Here is a 2,063-nt window from a genome sequence, read left to right on the forward strand (position 1 = left end):
TGAGAATAAGGAATGATGACAAAACAAAATTTGGCGCAAAAAAGGCACAATATCGATCAGCTTCGGCAAAGTAGCAGTTTATCTCCCCTGCATGCAGAACAGCTGGGACAGAGTATTGCCAGCTCTTGGCAGCGCTCATCCTCGGCTGAAATCCCTAAGAATCGTTTAGCAGCACCGCTGACAGATATAAAAAAGACCACTTCTTCTTTAACTTTAGCCTATGCTCTACGCCATTGTGCACAAGACTTGAAACATATTGCAGAGCAGTCATCGATGGTGTTGGCAGTCGGTGATATAGGCAGCACCATCATCTGGACAGCGTCCAGCCCGCAAATGCAAAGTGCCGCAGAAAGTGTACATTTTATTGAAGGTGGACAATGGCGCGAAGAGCTAGTCGGAACCAATGCATTGGCATTATCCTTAAAAACTCAACAATCCAGCTGTGTCTTTTCCAGTGAACATTACATGTCCTCCATTCATGATTGGGTTTGTTACGCTGCCCCGATTATTGATCCCTATTCAAAACAGGTCTTAGGTGTCATTGATCTGTCAACTACCTGGCCAAAGCATAACAGTTTAGCACTACTAGCTGCGGAGCGCTGTGCTACGATCATCCAGTCGGCTCTACTAGAATATCAGAAGCAGCGCCTGTTTATTCGGGCTTTTTCAGTACCCCAAGTACTGTTTAATGGCAAGGTGCTAGTTCTGACCCCTCGACAGATTGAAATTCTAGCCATTCTGGCCTTATGTCCGCAGGGCCTGAGTCTAGATACCTTGCATCAGGCCTTATATGGCGAACGCAAGGTCAGTATGGGGACTTTAAAAGCAGAAATGTCACAGTTACGCGATGTACTAGGTGGTATGCTGGGTTCCAGACCCTATCGTTTATTGGCGGATGTAGAGGCTGACTTTTTAATGATGGAGCAATCCCTAGATGCTGGATATATTGATTCAGCCTTGAAGTTATGTACCGGCGTATTTCTGGCCAAAACAGAAAGTCCATTTCTATGCGCTTGGAGAGATTGTCTGGAATCACGCCTGAGCGATGCCATTTTCAAGGCTAATGAAACCGATGTCCTACTGAAACATGTGGCACATTTTCCTGAGGCGATTGATGCTGTAGAACGCCTGATTGAACTGATGCCCAAAACCCATCCCGTTCATCAGACTCTGTTAAAATATAAAAATCTTTAAAGCTGATGTAAATGTCGGTACAAAGCTAAACAGTTAAAATAGGAAAATTCTGGAATATTAAGTATTATCCTTGCTTACTGTGGGTTTACTTATTAATTTAGACTGAACCTGATCCTAAAATTTTTATCAGTGGCTACCCAGTTTGCCTAGCTGCTTGATGGGATGCTCTTCATTAAAATCAGCTACGCTCACCTTCATGTCATTTGAAGGACGCGCAGTTTATTCCTCAGGGATCAAATATAATCGTAAGATAATACGCTATGAAATTTTATTTGTGGCTGAAACGGGCTAAAAAAATCTTGGCATTTTTCTACCATGGGATTAATGTCGATATTCATAATGAAAGGGGCTTGATAAAAAAGAAACACCCCCGTTTTTATCCTCTTATGAAGGCAAAAGGATCAGCCAGGAACAGGAAAATGCATGTCTGCTCTTGGCACACTTCCTCAGAAAGTGAAACAGGGGCTGTTAAAAATGTAAGTCAGATGCTTGGAGAGAAGACTTACATTGAGGCACTACATCGCCGCTTTAAAAATATCTACCACTTGGGCATGGCTGGCTTTACGTGGATTGGTCAGCATGCATGCATCTTTTTGTGCATTTTTCGCCATGATGGCCAAGTCAGCTTCTTTTACATTCAATTCCGTCAGCCCAGATGGAATACCAATTGAAGCCGAAAGCTGACGAATGGCGCCAATCGCTTCATAAGCTGCTTCAGTTACGGTTAAACCTTCTGTATTCACCCCCATCAATTGGGCAATTTTGGCATAACGTTCAGGACAAGCAATCAGGTTAAATTCACAAACATGGGGGAGCAGAATTGCATTACAAACACCATGCGGCAAGTTGTAGAAGCCTCCGAGCTGATG

Annotated in this window: 1 protein-coding gene and 1 pseudogene; one reads left to right on the plus strand and one right to left on the minus strand. The window is 43.5% G+C overall.

The features are described 5' to 3' along the window. Positions 1-12: 12 nt before the first annotated feature. Positions 13-1,194 (plus strand): transcriptional regulator, encoded by a 1,182-nt coding sequence (locus tag B4033_RS11455; protein ID WP_286834122.1) that lies wholly within the window; start codon positions 13-15, stop codon positions 1,192-1,194. 515 nt (positions 1,195-1,709) lie between these two features. On the opposite strand, the pseudogene B4033_RS11460 reads toward B4033_RS11455, so the two are convergent. Continuing rightward, positions 1,710-2,063, minus strand: a pseudogene (locus B4033_RS11460) (iron-containing alcohol dehydrogenase); the annotation flags it as partial.

The organism is Acinetobacter sp. UBA3132, assembly GCF_002364825.1.
Classification (GTDB): domain Bacteria; phylum Pseudomonadota; class Gammaproteobacteria; order Pseudomonadales; family Moraxellaceae; genus Acinetobacter; species Acinetobacter schindleri.

Excerpts from the sequence above, each read along its gene's own strand:
- B4033_RS11455 (WP_286834122.1), top strand. The coding sequence starts at position 13 with ATGATGACAAAACAAAATTTGGCGCAAAAAAGGCACAATATCGATCAG.